Source organism: Paenibacillus sp. J22TS3 (assembly GCF_018403205.1).
GTDB lineage: Bacteria > Bacillota > Bacilli > Paenibacillales > Paenibacillaceae > Fontibacillus > Fontibacillus tuaregi.
Genome location: NZ_BOSF01000008.1, coordinates 149,525 through 162,465 on the forward strand (window position 1 = coordinate 149,525; position 12,941 = coordinate 162,465).

The window sequence follows — 12,941 nt, forward strand, 5'->3', positions numbered from 1 at the left end:
TCGGGAGCGGAGGTGCTGAATTGAGACGAGGAAGAAGAAGTCTTAAGCGTGCGCGTTCCTTCAAAATTCCGGGAAGGTCCCGTAGGCAGGCTAGGCGTGCATGGGGCCTCCGCAAGGCCCGGAGATGGAGGACACGACTCCGGAAACGGAGGGGCTCCCGTATCCGCAGGGGAGCTTCGCCACCGATGCATAAAGGTCCAGCAGGAACGGGAAGCAGAAGAGGGGCGCCATCGGCCGGTCACACGGCCGAGATGGGAGGCATGCCCCCCATCCCGGCGAGCCCAGGACCCCGGATTCCCTCCTCCGGCAATGCCAATCCGGCTCCTGCCTGGGTAAATCCGCTGGCGGGGGAAGCGGAAACGCTAATCCGGCAGGAAGCTTTCACGGAAGGGTATTGGCAGGGGCTGTATGAAGGTGGGGAGGGCCGGGTGAGCCGGCTTATCCCTCCTTATTATGTTCTGCCTGAGCTAACCGCCGACCATTTAATCGAGGCAGGCTTCCGGCAGCATGCCTTGAGCCTGATGCCGCTGCTGTCCCCGTCAGCGGTTAGCGGGCTGCTTATGGAGGCCCTAAGCCTTCGGCGTCCATTCTCTCTGGTCCGGCTTGGAGACGGCGAACTGCTTACACTCGCCCATGATACCGTCCTGACGGTAGAGGAGGCACGGGCCAGAGGTCCCTTCCTCTCTTATGCGGGCGTTCAGCTGCCCGATCACCCGGTGAGGGATCGTATGGCCGCATCCCTTCACGCCGCAGACCTGATCGGGATTCCGGAATCCCGTCATCCTAATTACCAGGGCCTGCTGTTTCCAGTGCTGCGCCATTATGGGATTGACTACCGTTCGCTCAGGCTTACCTCCTCAACCATCAACTACGCCCTGAACGAGCAGGGATATCTGATGAGAGTTCTTCAAGGCCGCCGCGTGCTTATTGTCGGAAACAAGGCTGCCGGGCTGGCTCAGGTCCTTGCGATAAACGGGGTTCAGGTGAGCGGCTGTGTGGGCGAGGTGACTGGGGTTGCGGACACCGACCGCGTTATGAACCGAATCCGGGAGCTGCGGGGTTCATTTGATATCGCTCTGGTAGCCGCTGGAATTGCCGCGGTGATCCTCTGCCCGATCATAGCTCAAGAGCTCGGTGTGGCAGCTGTAGACTTCGGGCATTTGGCCAATAAGCTTGAGAACGGGGAGGTCCAGCTGGGCCTGCCGTAAGGAGGTAGCAATTATGCCGGTTGTCAGGAAGAAGGCCCGGTTTAAAACGGGCCGTAGAAGAAGAACAGACACAAGGCTGCCGGGCCCTGCCTCAGGCCGGCACGGACGCGAAAGGTACAGCCGGGGGTATAAGGCGGGATATACTCAGGGAGTGAAGGCTGGGATTGAGGATTTCGGCAAGGCTTTTGAAGGAACCAGTATCATCATCCCCACCTATAACGGCAGGGAGCTGCTGATGAAATGTATTGACAGCATCGAGGCTCATACAACACATCCTTTTGAGATCATTGTTGTGGACAATGGCTCTACAGATGGGACGGTGAAGGCGCTGCGCAGCCGCGCGGGGAGCATCCGGATTGGACTTCACGAGTCCAATTTAGGCTTCGCCAGGGCGGTTAATACCGGGCTAATGATGTCCAAGGGTCGGACGATTGTCCTGCTTAACAATGATACCCTGGTAACCGAGCGGTGGCTGAGCAATCTGCTGCTCTGTCTGGAGAGCAGTCCGGAGATTGGTGCGGTTGGCCCGGTTACGAATTATATCGGCGGAGAGCAGCAGATTGAGGTGCCTTATCGGGAGGTTTCCGAGATGTGGCCGTTCGCTGCGGCGTATAACCAAAGTAATCCGAGCCGTTGGCAGACCACAGACCGACTTGCGGGCTTCTGCCTGTTAATGAAGAGGGAAGTCTGGGAGAGATCAGGGTATTTTGATGAAGGCTACCGGATTGGAAACTTTGAAGATGATGACCTTATGGTTAGGCTCAGGTATCTGGGGAGGTCGCTTCTGATTGCCGGAGATACCTTTATCCATCATACGGGAAGTATGACGATGAGAACGCTTGGCGCTGAAGGCTACCGGGAAGTGAACGAAGGCAACAGACAGTTTTTTGCGGAAAAGTGGGGGAATTCGTTCGAACGGCTCCAAGTGCTTAAGGCTGAGGGACGGCTTAATTCTACATTAAAAACTGCTGATTATTTCCCGGCCCATATCCGGGTACGCGATTCGGGAGGACGCTGCTGGTGGCTGGAACAAGGCCGGAAGCACTTGATTCTGGACGATGATGCTCAGCTTGAATTGCTGCCGCTCCCGGAGCCGGTTCTCTTGTCCATGGTCGATCTTCGTCTCCTCGGAACGGCAGAGCCGCTTGCCGGAGCGGAGGTCCGCCGTAGAATGGAAGAGATCAGCACACGTTCAAGTTCGGGAGAGGAAGCCGTGGAAGGGGCGGTGTACCGCCTTGCGGACGGGCGGTGGATGCAGGTTCAGCAGGGCAGCCGCAGGGAATTCATCACTGCGTATGCTGCCCAGAGCTGGGGAGTTGAGGCCAGAACTCCGCACCTTGTACCAGAGCATGTGCTTGCACTGCCGGAAGGGCTTCCTATCCTGCCCCGGGTCAGCCTGATTGCCGGACATTTGTAAATGAACTGGCGGGGCCCGGAGGAACCGTCCTTTTCGCTCCCGCATATGCTGGAATAAGAAAAGGACGCCGGGCGGCTTCGGCTGCAGCCGGACAGGGAGGAAGCAGAGTGGAGCAGAAAATCACGGAACTCATCCTTCATATGTCTCACTCCCATCAACAGATGGCACGGGTTATAGATGCTGAGAGGCAGGTGGCTGTCCGGATGGCTCAAATCATCCATGATCTGCCGGATACCGAGCCGTCTTTTGACGGAATAGATGGGCTGATGGAGAATGCGGGGCGGGTAAACAAGAACGTGGTGTCTTATTTAAATGCGATAGCCGATCTTCAGGAAGCTATGGCAGAGAGCCTTGGCATACTGATGAAAGAGATGAATGGCCAGGATGAGGAATAGGATGACTGAAGCGGGGTTGAGAAGATGAGTAGAAATCAGGCCTATTTGAATATGCTTGATGCATCGTCCAAAATACAGTGGAACGTCGCTATGATGCTGGAGGCCAAAGCGGTGGAAGCGGAGAAGATCCGCAATTGGACGCTGAACCACTTGCATGGCCACAGTTTTGACGAGCATGAGAAGCAGGTATCTGATCCGCTTTCGGTACATGAGCAGATCGTTGAGGTGCTTGAGGGACTGACCAAGCTGCAGACTGGACTCAGCAGCAATCTAAAGGCTGTTCTTACCACAGATGAAGGGGACTCGGGCGGTTCGAATGACATGGGGAGCATGTTCGGCGGGGGTGGAGGCTTTGATCTCGGAGAGATGGGCAAATGATAATTGGTGCCGCATCCGAGCATGAAATCAAGCTCCAGCTTGTTCAATCTCTGGCCAAGAGCCAGGCAGCCATTGCCCGGATTCTGGACAGCATCGCGGATGTCACCGAACAATCCGAGACTGCATCCAAACAGCTGTGTGAGAATATAAGAGTGCTTACGAATTATCAAAGTGCGATGGCCGGGATGCTGACCGGTATCAGGCTGAATCGCCAATATTATGGAACTCCTACAATGCCATGGATTAACCCTAGTTTAGACCTTCCAGCATTTGCAGCCCGGGGAGAACAGGAGGAGAACGAATGGCAATCAAAATTAGACGGCCTGCAGCCCGCCGCAGGAGAAGGCTGCTTGTCTCCAGAAAGATCAGGGTTCGTACACGAAAGCTGGGCAGACGGAGGGCTCTAGCCCGTCCGGCGAGATCTGCCGGGCGGAGAACCGGCCGCGGACCGCTTCGGCGTAAATCCCTTGGACGCCGGCTCTCTTCGCGCAAGAAGCAGCTCGGGCGCAAGCTTGCCGCGCTTCCTCAGGTCGAGCCGGTTCAGGAAGCGGTCCCCGCAAATCCTGCCGCGGAATACCAGCAGGGGTACAGCGAGACTTATCAGGAGGGATTTAATGCGGGCTTTGCCCAAGGATTCGAGGACGGGCATAAGCTGGCCTACAGTGATCCCCGCCGGTAAGGGGTGGTAACAGGCTGGTTGGTTATTAAAGGTGTGAAATAAGGACTGAACTTGAGCCTCGGGCTCTGGTTTGGTCTTTTTTTTATTTCTATATAAAAGGAACTTTAGAATTAACCTCTCTCAGCGGAGAGGCCGAGTGATTCTGAAGAAGCGGAGCGCCCGCCTTTGTCTCCGAAATGCACCACTGGATATAAATTTCAAGGATTTCGGAGACAACAGCGGTCGTAAGAACACTCGGCATCGCAGCACCTCAAAAGGTTAAGCTTCATAAGTTCATTTTATATAGTTTTTTGGTTATTCGCCAAATTTTCGCTTGTACGGATAACCGTCCATGATGCACGTACCCCCGGTGCATATATGTATAGGGATCATTAAACCAAGACAGATAGGATGAATGCCGTGAGTACTCTGTTGCAAGCGGAGCAGCGTGACGGCTATCTCCCGGGTTACCGGGAAGGTTACCGCTTTGGGGGGTGTCAGGCTGTACTTGGACGTATTCCGGTTCAGCCACCAGACCTATTCAACCTTCGGGTACTGTACGTGCCCCAAGGATTCGATGCGATTGATCAGAGCATTATTGCCGCACTCAAAGAGTCCGCAGCGGAGCTGGAGGTGTCCCTTCCCGGCGGGATGCTGGAGAAAGCCATGTCTATGCAGCCGGACCTGGTGTTGGTCATGAACGGGCTGCATGTCTTTCCGCCGGAGCATACGCAGCATGTGGACCAGATCCGGGCCAGGGGCATCAAGGTGGCGGTATGGTTTGTGGATGATCCGTATTTCTCCGATGATACCGCCCTCCTGGCTCCCCATTATGATGAGGTATTTACGCATGAGCTGACCGGGGTTCAACTGTACAGGGAGCTTGGATGCACGCGGGTTCACTATCTTCCGCTGGCCGCCGGGCCGGAACTGTACCTTCCTCAGCAGGTAGGAGAGCAGTATCAGTATGATATTTGCTTTATCGGCAACGCCTTTTGGAACCGCGCAGCTCTGTTTGATGAGATGGCTTCCTTCCTACAGGGCAAAAAGGTGTTTATTGCGGGTGGCTTCTGGGAGCGGCTTCACGAAGGCCAGAAGCTCTCGTCTTTTATCCGCAGCGGGTGGATAGCTCCTGAAGAGACAGCGCGCTATTACAACGGCGCCAAAATTGTAATCAATCTTCACAGGCCCACCGAGCCGGGACAGGACAACCGCAACAGCAGGTGGCTGGCCGGCAGCTCCATCAATCCCCGAACCTATGAGATCAGCGCCTGTGGCACCTTGCAGATTACGGATGTCCGGGAGGATCTTACAGACTATTACCGGCCTGGCTACGATATTGAAACGTTCTCGAGTACAGCGGAGCTTCAAGAGAAGATTGCCTACTATCTGGAGAATGAACAGGAGCGGGTGGCCGTGGCCTGGCGTTCTCTCTTAACCACCCGCAAATACCACACCTATAGAGACCGGATCAGCAGGCTGCTTGCCGCGGTTTCAAAGGCCTAAAGGCAATGTAACTGAGGCTGACCGCCGTACATTAATAGCTTAGGAGTGAAGACATGTTGAGAAAACGGGTAAAAACCGCAGCTTTCCGTGTGCCGCCCGATCTTGGCGCGGACGCAAGAAACCGTGGAAGAGCGGCCGGACTGCAGGACGGGTACGATGAAGGTTATCTGCGCGGTCGGGCGGATGTCATCGTCAACCGGCACCGTGCCTCTTTTCCTTTAAGAAACATCCGGGTGCTGTATGTGTCCTCTGGCAAGGGATATCCCTACTCCCCCATTGATGAAGCGGTCATCACAACTCTCCGTACTTTAACCGCCGAAGTGATTCTGACAGATCCGCATCAGCCGGTTGCCACCCTGGCGGACCAGCACCGTCCCGATCTGGTGCTTGCCTTGGACGGAATGGAGCTCAGGGCAGAGGAAGTGGCTGCAGTGCGGGCCATGGGAATCAGAACGGCGGTGTGGCTGACGGATGACCCTTATTACACGGATATTACCGTCCATCTGGCACCCCATTATGATTATGTATTCACTTTAGAGCTGAATTGTATCTCGTTCTATCAGCAAATTGGCTGCGCGAACGTACATTATCTTCCTTTTGGCGCATTTACCGAGCATTACAAGCCGGTAAGAACCATGTCTGCGATCCGTCGTGAAATCAGTTTTATCGGGTCGGCATACTGGAACCGGGTCAATTTCTTGAGTCCGATCATCGGAAGTCTGATGGAGCGTGGACTTGGAATTAACGGAATCTGGTGGGACCGTCTGCCTGAATATGCGCAGTATGCGGACCGTATAGAGCTTGGCAAATGGATGGGGCCGCGTGAAACAGCCGAGGTGTACAGCGGTTCTAAGATTGTGATCAACCTTCACCGCTCTCATGAAGACGATACGGTGAATAACAATGCCATCCGTCTTCATGCGGATTCACCGAATCCCCGGACATTCGAAATTGCGGCCAGCGGTACTCTTCAGTTAATTGACCAGCGTGCTGATCTGGCCCGGTTCTATACACCGGGAGTTGAGATTGAGACGTATGAGTCTCCTCAGGAATTGCTCGAGAAGGTGGATTTTTATTTAACCCATGAGAAGGAACGGCGGGACATTGCACTCCGGGCGCTGGAGAGAACTTATTCGGAGCACACGTATGCCCACCGGATTAATGAAATGTTCACCGTAATCTTCGGATAAACAAGCCGGACTACGGAGGTGAAATGTTCTCTTCATTAACTTGGGAGGAGGACCTAGAGATGGGGAGTAAAGCAAAGCTGCTGCTGTTCTCTCATGTCAGCAATACACGGAGTATTACCGGAGCTGAGAAGCTGCTCCTGTTCCTGTGCCGTAAGTTGTCAGTGCACTTCAATTGTACTCTGGTCGCTCCGCAGGAGGGCCAATTGACCAGGCAGGCAAGGAGCCAGGGGCTGGCGGTGATTGTACGGTCGTACCCGCTTTTGCATGAAATGTACACGCCGGCAGCCCATCTTCACAAGGAGGCAGACCGGCTGCGCAGCAGTCTGGCCTGCCAGACTCTAGCCGAGATGATCCGGACCGAGTCGCCGGATTACGTTCTTACGAACACCTGCGTCAATATCCTGCCCGCTTTAGCGGCCTCGTCGCTGGGAATCCCGGTGATTTGGAGCATCACGGAAGCGATGGTGGTTAACGAGTTCACCCCGCTGTCGGTCGAATTGATCAGCAGATACAGCCAGTGGATTATCGGGATTTCGGAGGCTTCCATCTCTGCATTCCGTGGCACCGGGGCTGAGGAGAGGATCAGCCTGTTGTTTCCCTCCTGGAATCCGGAATCCGTCCATCAAGATAGCTGGCCTCAGATCCGGGAGGAGAAGCGCATGGAATTGGGGCTTCACCCGGATGACCGGCTAGTGGGATACATCTCTTCATTTTTAACTCAAGAAAAAGGGCTTGACCATTTTATAGATATGGCACTCATGATCTGCTCCACCCACCGCAACGCAAGATTTCTGGTGATCGGCAGAATCATCAACAAAGATTACTACGCACTCTGTCTTTCCAAGGTAAATGCTTCCGAGTACCGTACCCGGTTCACCTTTGTCGCATTTGAGGAGTCTGTGGAGGCCGCTTATAGTGCCATGGATATTGTGGTAGTACCTAGTCTTGTTCCTGAGGGCTTCGGCCTGACGGCCCTTGAGGCTATGGTGTACGGCAAGCCGGTGGCGGCTTACGCTTCGGGCGGACTCCGCGAAATTCTGGAGATGGCAGGCTCTGGACATTATCTGGCGGAATGTGGGGACTTCGCGGACTTGGCGGCCAAGGTTGGTATGCTCCTGGATGACCCCGGCGAGCTTGCTCAGACAGCTGCGCTTAATCTTCAGCGGGTCCATGAGGTGTTCGGCTCTGCAGCCTATGAGGAGAGGATTAGACAGTGGCTGATCCGCTGGTCAAATGTGCAGCCGGAGCGGGTCCACCTTCAGGAAGGGGAAGAGGGATTGATCTGCTTGCCTGTTGTATCACTTGCCCAAGCCCCGCCAGCTCACCCCCAGTCCGCGGATGCCCAGCCCCTAAAGAAAAGTGTGGCTAGGGGCAAAAGACGAAAAGGCCGGCGCCGCAAATTTGGGCGCCACCTTAGACGCGCCAGCAAAGGCGGGGGAGTCGGGGCCGGGCGGAGAAGCGGAAAGCGCCGCCGGACGGCTGGTGTTCGGCGTGCCCGCCGGGCCAATCTGCGTCGGCGCCGGGCTAAGGCACGCTAAGGCTCCAACAGGGAGGCTTAGGAGGGCGGTGTAAATTCGCCCCCAGCCGAGGGAGAATCGCAAGACAATGGGCCTGGCTGAATAAGCCAGGCCCGAAAGAATACACAAAGAAGGAGTTGAGCACATGAGGATCATGACGATTTTGGGAACACGTCCTGAAATCATAAGGCTGAGTCTGATTATTCCGCTGCTCGACCGGTATGCGGATAAGCATGTACTGGTCCATACGGGTCAGAACTTCACTTACGGTCTAAGCGATATCTTCTTCACCCAGCTCGGTCTGCGTCCTCCTGATTATGTGCTGCAGGAACGGCAGGCTTCCCTTGGAGGCCAGCTCTCCGCCATGTTTCTTCAGGCGGAGGCGATCCTGGAGAAGGAGAAGCCCGATAAGGTGCTGCTGCTCGGAGACACCAACAGTGCGCTCTGCGCTATCCTGGCGGAACGCATGGGTATTCCGGTCGTGCATATGGAGGCGGGCAACCGGTGCTTTGATCTGGATGTTCCCGAGGAGAAGAACCGTAAGGTGATTGATGCGATCTCCTCTATCAACATGCCATATACTGAGCAGAGCAAGCGGCACCTTGTCCAGGAGGGTGTACCCAGCAACCGGATTGTGCTGACCGGAAATCCGATTTACGAAGTCATGAAGCATTACGAGGAGCAGATCCTCTCCAGCGATATATTGAAGAAACTGGATCTGGAGCCGGAGAGCTACTTCCTGGTGACGACACACCGGGCTGAGAATGTGGACCGGCCGGAGCATCTGCTGGAAATTATGAAGGGACTTAACCGGGTGGCCGAAGCTTACGGCCGGCGGCTGATCTGCAGCCTGCATCCCCGCACGAAATCCCGCATTGCCCAAGATTTCCCGCTGCAGATGAACCCGCTTGTAGAATTCCATGAGCCGTTCGGCTTCTTCGACTTTGTTCATCTGGAGCGCCATACGCTCTGCGCATTGACGGACAGCGGGACCGTACAGGAGGAATGCTGCATCATGCATGTTCCGACGGTCACGCTGCGGAAGACAACGGAACGGCCGGAGACGGTGGACTGCGGAAGCAATATTATCTCGGGATTGGACGCGGAGCGTATTGAGGCATCTGTCCGGCTGATGACCGAGATGGACCGCAGTTGGGAATGCCCGGATGGCTACCTGGCGGATCATGTTTCGGAGAAGGTAGTTAAATTCTTGCTTGGAGGGAAACGCAATGTTCAATAATCAAGTGATATTGGTAACCGGAGGCACCGGCTCCTGGGGGTATGAGCTGATCAGACAGCTGCTCCCGCAGCAGCCCAAAGAGATCATCATTTACTCCCGCAGCGAGTCCACCCAGGTTGCCATGAGCCGCGCATTCGAAGACGACCGCCTGACGTTCCGGATCGGAGACATTAGAGACAAGGAAGCGCTGACGGCTGCCTGCAAAAATGTGGATTACGTATTTCATTTGGCTGCACTGAAGCATGTTCCAGTATGTGAGGATCAGCCTTATGAAGCACTCAAGACAAATGTGATCGGAACACAGAATGTGATTGACGCGGCGATTGATAACGAGGTCAAGAAAGTCATCTATATTTCAACAGATAAGGCGGCCAACCCGTCCAACTTTTACGGGATGACAAAGGCGATCGGGGAGAAGCTCATTGTATATGCGAATCTTCTTCCAACACGCACGAAGTTCGTCTGCGTCCGGGGCGGCAACGTTCTGGGGACGAACGGAAGCGTTGTTCATTTGTTCATGAACCAGATTGAACAGAAAGGGCAGGTGCGGATTACAGACTTTAACATGACCCGCTTCTTCCTCACTCTGCCGGATGCGATTAAGCTCCTCTTCAAAGCTTCGGTTGAGAGCATTGGCGGGGAGATCTTTGTCATGACGATGCCAACATGCCGGATTGTGGATCTCGCCGAGGTGCTGATTGAGGCTTCAGGCAGGGAGGATGTCGAAATTATAGAGACCGGAACCCGTCCTGGTGAGAAAATTCATGAAATTCTGATGAGTGATTTCGAAAGCAAGACTACGGTTGTCTATGATGAGGAATACCTGGTTATTCTGCCTACGCTGAATATCCCGAATCTCAAGGAGTTCTATCAGCACGCCCCGCTTGTCTCCTTCTCCAGCTTCAGCTCCGAGAAGAATCTTATGACCAAAGAGGAGATTAAAGACATCCTCATCCGGGGAGGCTTCCTGTCATGAAACTGCTCATATTTGGCGGAAACGGGATGGCCGGTCACCTGCTGGTTCGCTACTTCAAAGAGCAGGGCGTTCATCAGGTGTTCCATACAACCCGGGATCCACGTAACCCGGAGAGTCTGGTTGTTGATGTAAATGACCCTGCCACCCTCGAGAAGGCAGTGGAAATTGTGCATCCCGATGTCATAATTAATGCAGTGGGTGTGCTAAACCAGTCAGCAGAAGAGGATAAAATCGGGGCTTATCATGTTAACGGCTTTCTGCCGCACAGACTTCGCCGCGCCGCAGATGGCATAGGTGCCAGACTGATCCATATCAGCACGGATTGCGTGTTCCTTGGCACCCGGGGAAGATACCGGGAGGAGGATGTGCCCGATGGAACCTCCATGTATGCGATCACCAAGGCGCTCGGCGAGATCCGTGAGGCCGGTCACCTGACGATCCGGACTTCCATTATCGGGCCCGAAATCCGCTCCGGCGGGATTGGCCTTCTGGAATGGTTTCTCAGTCAGGAAGGAGAGGTATCGGGTTATGAGCGTGTCTTCTGGAATGGGGTCACTACCCTGGAACTGGCCAAGGTGATTGACCAATCCTTAGATTCAGAGCTTTCCGGTCTTATCCATCTCGCCCATCCGGATATCGTCAGCAAGTATGAACTGCTTCAGATGTTCAAGATGGCCTGGGGCAAATCGGACGTGACGGTTGTCCCTTATGATGAGCCGGTACTTGATCGTACACTGGTATCCACACGCCCTGACGTTAAATTTAAGCTGCCCGCTTATCCGGTCATGCTGCGGGAGCTAGCAGAATGGATGAAACATTATGAGTCCAAATAGTGTGTTAATTACGGGCGCGGCCGGGTTCACCGGCCGTCATGCCTGCCGGTATTTTGCAGACAGGGGGTACCGGGTCATTGCGGTGTCGCGGGGGCCTCAGATGAGGCAGGAGCCCGGAGTGGAATATGCCACCTGTGATCTGACCGACAAAGGTCAGATTCGCACCCTGATCGAACGGACTGTGCCGAAATATGTGCTTCATCTGGCTGGTAAGAATTCCGTGCCGGAGTCATGGGCCCAGCCGCTGTTGTACATGGAGAGCAACATTATGGGCACCATCTATCTTCTGGAGGCACTCCGCGAATTTGCCCATGGCAGCCGGGTGCTTGTCGCCAGCTCCCGGCTTAAGTTTGAGCTGCACGGTGAATTGATGCCAACACATCCCTATGCCCTGAGCAAGTCTGTGCAGGAGATAGCCTCTTTGGCATGGGGGAAGCTGTTTGGGCAGGACGTGCTTGCTGCTGAGCCGGGCAACTTGATTGGTCCCGGCCCGTCAACAGGCATATGTGCGCTGCTAGCCAGATATATTGCCCGGGGGGAGAGAGGGGAGAGTCAGGAGGTTTTCCGCTTATCCTCAGCCGAAGAGCAGAGAGATTTCCTGGATGTCCGTGACGCGGTTGCCGCATATGAACTGCTGCTTCTGAAAGGCAGGACGGGGAGCGTGACCCCCGTATGTTCCGGAGTGGAACGCAGGTTAGGGGATGTAGCTAAGGGTCTGATGGCTTTGACCCAGGGGGATATCCAGCTTGAGGTTGGAGATGCTCCGGCAAATGGGGGCGGCAGGGTTATTCAGCCTGAGCACCTCCGTCAGCTGGGTTGGCAGCCGGCTTATACCTGGGAGCAGTCGCTTGCAGATATACTTGAATATTTTCGGGCAGAGAGGGGCTAAGCCGGTCATGAATCCTAAAGTAACTATTATCATCCCCTTCTATAACTGTCCTTATATTGCAGAGGCCATTAAGAGTGCCGTTCAGCAAACCTATGACAACACCGAAATTATCGTAGTGGATGACGGATCGACGAAATATGCCAGGTTGATTAAGCCTTATGAGAAGAAGGTGTATTATCTCGGTAAGGCGAATGGCGGGACAGCCACAGCGCTAAATCACGGCATCCGGCATGCTTCAGGGGAATATGTGGCCTGGCTTAGCTCTGATGATTTGTTTTACAAGAATAAAGTGAAGCATCAAGTTCAGTTCATGCAGCAGATTGGGGCTCCGATTTCCTATACGAATTTTAACTATATTAACAAAAGCGGCGTGGTGACTAGGCATGCGGCGGGTGGAGACCCTCTGAGCCCGGCTGCCTTGTGCCGCAGCTTTCTGGACAGCAACCCTGTTAACGGATGCACAGTCATGATCCGCCGGGATGTATTCGACCAGCTTGGGCTGTTCGATGAGGGCCTGCCGTATACCCATGATTACGAGTACTGGATGAGGGCGGTATTAAGGGGATACACCCTTTCTTATCTGAATGAGAACCTGACTGCCTACAGATGGCACTCGGCAATGGGTACGGTCCGGCACAGCTCAGTGATCGCCGGTGAGATAGAGGCCGTGCGCTCGCGTTATTCGGAACCGCTCAGAAACCTGGCCGCCCATATGCCTGCTTAGCCTTCAGGGA

At 54.7% G+C, this 12,941-nt stretch carries 14 protein-coding genes; all 14 read left to right on the plus strand.

Annotation, left to right across the window (positions count from 1 at the left end):
- Window positions 1–185 precede the first annotated feature (185 nt).
- The 14 genes from KJS63_RS21905 (at window position 186) to KJS63_RS21970 (ending at window position 12,931) form a co-directional block, all read left to right on the plus strand.
- Window positions 186–1,208 (plus strand): GT-D fold domain-containing protein, encoded by a 1,023-nt coding sequence (locus KJS63_RS21905; RefSeq protein ID WP_244862724.1) that lies wholly within the window; start codon window positions 186–188, stop codon window positions 1,206–1,208.
- 13 nt (window positions 1,209–1,221) lie between these two features.
- On the plus strand, window positions 1,222–2,625 hold the full coding sequence (locus KJS63_RS21910) for a glycosyltransferase family 2 protein (protein ID WP_213621062.1): 1,404 nt from the start codon (window positions 1,222–1,224) through the stop codon (window positions 2,623–2,625).
- Between the two features lie 107 nt (window positions 2,626–2,732).
- A complete protein-coding gene (locus KJS63_RS21915; RefSeq protein WP_089153569.1) occupies window positions 2,733–3,020 on the plus strand; it encodes a nucleoside-diphosphate sugar epimerase in 288 nt (95 codons plus the stop codon).
- Window positions 3,021–3,044: 24 nt separating this feature from the next.
- A complete protein-coding gene (locus KJS63_RS21920; protein WP_213621063.1) occupies window positions 3,045–3,398 on the plus strand; it encodes an alpha-helical endospore appendage domain-containing protein in 354 nt (117 codons plus the stop codon).
- Window positions 3,395–3,805: a hypothetical protein gene (locus tag KJS63_RS21925; protein WP_213621064.1), complete on the plus strand. Its 411-nt coding sequence runs from the start codon at window positions 3,395–3,397 to the stop codon at window positions 3,803–3,805. Before KJS63_RS21920 ends, KJS63_RS21925 begins: the two co-directional genes overlap by 4 nt.
- Complete coding sequence (locus KJS63_RS21930; protein ID WP_082926989.1) at window positions 3,700–4,077, plus strand: FliH/SctL family protein; 378 nt, start codon at window positions 3,700–3,702, stop codon at window positions 4,075–4,077. Before KJS63_RS21925 ends, KJS63_RS21930 begins: the two co-directional genes overlap by 106 nt.
- A gap of 390 nt (window positions 4,078–4,467) precedes the next feature.
- The gene (locus KJS63_RS21935; RefSeq protein WP_213621065.1) at window positions 4,468–5,562 is read left to right on the plus strand and encodes a CgeB family protein; all 1,095 of its coding nucleotides are present in this window, start codon (window positions 4,468–4,470) and stop codon (window positions 5,560–5,562) included.
- 53 nt (window positions 5,563–5,615) lie between these two features.
- Window positions 5,616–6,752 carry a CgeB family protein gene (locus KJS63_RS21940; RefSeq protein ID WP_213621066.1) on the plus strand — a complete coding sequence of 379 codons (1,137 nt, stop codon included), beginning with the start codon at window positions 5,616–5,618 and terminating at the stop codon, window positions 6,750–6,752.
- Between the two features lie 59 nt (window positions 6,753–6,811).
- On the plus strand, window positions 6,812–8,290 hold the full coding sequence (locus KJS63_RS21945; RefSeq protein ID WP_213621067.1) for a glycosyltransferase family 4 protein: 1,479 nt from the start codon (window positions 6,812–6,814) through the stop codon (window positions 8,288–8,290).
- A gap of 124 nt (window positions 8,291–8,414) precedes the next feature.
- Window positions 8,415–9,509: a non-hydrolyzing UDP-N-acetylglucosamine 2-epimerase gene (wecB, locus tag KJS63_RS21950; protein ID WP_068620039.1), complete on the plus strand. Its 1,095-nt coding sequence runs from the start codon at window positions 8,415–8,417 to the stop codon at window positions 9,507–9,509.
- Window positions 9,499–10,485 carry a polysaccharide biosynthesis protein gene (locus tag KJS63_RS21955; RefSeq protein WP_068620038.1) on the plus strand — a complete coding sequence of 329 codons (987 nt, stop codon included), beginning with the start codon at window positions 9,499–9,501 and terminating at the stop codon, window positions 10,483–10,485. Before wecB ends, KJS63_RS21955 begins: the two co-directional genes overlap by 11 nt.
- Window positions 10,482–11,318, plus strand: a complete 837-nt coding sequence (locus KJS63_RS21960; RefSeq protein ID WP_068620037.1) for a dTDP-4-dehydrorhamnose reductase family protein — start codon at window positions 10,482–10,484, stop codon at window positions 11,316–11,318. Before KJS63_RS21955 ends, KJS63_RS21960 begins: the two co-directional genes overlap by 4 nt.
- On the plus strand, window positions 11,305–12,207 hold the full coding sequence (locus KJS63_RS21965) for an NAD-dependent epimerase/dehydratase family protein (RefSeq protein ID WP_213621068.1): 903 nt from the start codon (window positions 11,305–11,307) through the stop codon (window positions 12,205–12,207). Before KJS63_RS21960 ends, KJS63_RS21965 begins: the two co-directional genes overlap by 14 nt.
- Before the next feature lie 7 nt (window positions 12,208–12,214).
- Window positions 12,215–12,931, plus strand: a complete 717-nt coding sequence (locus tag KJS63_RS21970; RefSeq protein WP_213621069.1) for a glycosyltransferase — start codon at window positions 12,215–12,217, stop codon at window positions 12,929–12,931.
- Window positions 12,932–12,941 lie beyond the last annotated feature (10 nt).

Coding starts and splice junctions, on each gene's coding strand:
- wecB (WP_068620039.1), top strand. CDS start 8,415: ATGAGGATCATGACGATTTTGGGAACACGTCCTGAAATCATAAGGCTG.
- KJS63_RS21940 (WP_213621066.1), top strand. CDS start 5,616: ATGTTGAGAAAACGGGTAAAAACCGCAGCTTTCCGTGTGCCGCCCGAT.
- KJS63_RS21935 (WP_213621065.1), top strand. CDS start 4,468: ATGAATGCCGTGAGTACTCTGTTGCAAGCGGAGCAGCGTGACGGCTAT.
- KJS63_RS21965 (WP_213621068.1), top strand. CDS start 11,305: ATGAGTCCAAATAGTGTGTTAATTACGGGCGCGGCCGGGTTCACCGGC.
- KJS63_RS21910 (WP_213621062.1), top strand. CDS start 1,222: ATGCCGGTTGTCAGGAAGAAGGCCCGGTTTAAAACGGGCCGTAGAAGA.
- KJS63_RS21930 (WP_082926989.1), top strand. CDS start 3,700: ATGGCAATCAAAATTAGACGGCCTGCAGCCCGCCGCAGGAGAAGGCTG.
- KJS63_RS21955 (WP_068620038.1), top strand. CDS start 9,499: ATGTTCAATAATCAAGTGATATTGGTAACCGGAGGCACCGGCTCCTGG.
- KJS63_RS21960 (WP_068620037.1), top strand. CDS start 10,482: ATGAAACTGCTCATATTTGGCGGAAACGGGATGGCCGGTCACCTGCTG.
- KJS63_RS21945 (WP_213621067.1), top strand. CDS start 6,812: ATGGGGAGTAAAGCAAAGCTGCTGCTGTTCTCTCATGTCAGCAATACA.
- KJS63_RS21970 (WP_213621069.1), top strand. CDS start 12,215: ATGAATCCTAAAGTAACTATTATCATCCCCTTCTATAACTGTCCTTAT.
- KJS63_RS21905 (WP_244862724.1), top strand. CDS start 186: ATGCATAAAGGTCCAGCAGGAACGGGAAGCAGAAGAGGGGCGCCATCG.
- KJS63_RS21920 (WP_213621063.1), top strand. CDS start 3,045: ATGAGTAGAAATCAGGCCTATTTGAATATGCTTGATGCATCGTCCAAA.
- KJS63_RS21925 (WP_213621064.1), top strand. CDS start 3,395: ATGATAATTGGTGCCGCATCCGAGCATGAAATCAAGCTCCAGCTTGTT.